Source organism: Chryseobacterium viscerum (genome assembly GCF_002899945.2).
Taxonomy (GTDB): domain Bacteria; phylum Bacteroidota; class Bacteroidia; order Flavobacteriales; family Weeksellaceae; genus Chryseobacterium; species Chryseobacterium viscerum.
Genome location: NZ_PPEG02000034.1, coordinates 1 through 550, shown reverse-complemented (window position 1 = coordinate 550; position 550 = coordinate 1). Strand labels below are relative to the sequence as shown.

At 39.3% G+C, this 550-nt stretch carries 1 protein-coding gene; it reads right to left on the bottom strand.

Annotated features, from left to right (window positions below):
- Positions 1-550: condensation domain-containing protein (locus C1634_RS25655; protein ID WP_133248982.1), on the bottom strand; the 550-nt coding region annotated here is incomplete at both ends.

Here is a 550-nt window from a genome sequence, read left to right as displayed (position 1 = left end):
GGTTCATATAAGCATTCCAGAAGCTTCGGCTGCCCTCTTTGTGCTGCTGAAGATATTCCTGGGTTTTGATATAAGCATGATCTGTAACAATATTCAGATCCTGTTTTTTGGTTAATTTCAGATAGGTATCATGAATACTGGTCAGTATGATAGGCATACTCCACCCATCCAATACCGCATGGTGATTGCTGAAAAGACAGGTATAATTTTTCTCAGAACGTTTAAACAGATATACTCTGAATAATCCTCCTTTTGATAAATCATATACTTCAAATCTATCTTTTTGAGTCGCTTCTCTGATCCATTTCTCCTTCTCTTCTTCATTCATGGTACTCAGATCCTGATAACGCCAGTCTAAGGTTCCTTTTTTATCAATGATCTGGATGATTTCTCCGTTCCAGTCAAATCTAAGTCTCAGGGCCGGAAATTGTTGCTGAGTATAAGCCCATGCTTCTTTAAGAGCCTCCACTTTCATATCGGAAAGATAATCCCATAGCAGCTGTACGCGATACGCATCATCCGTATCACCCTGATTCAATGCATGATATAC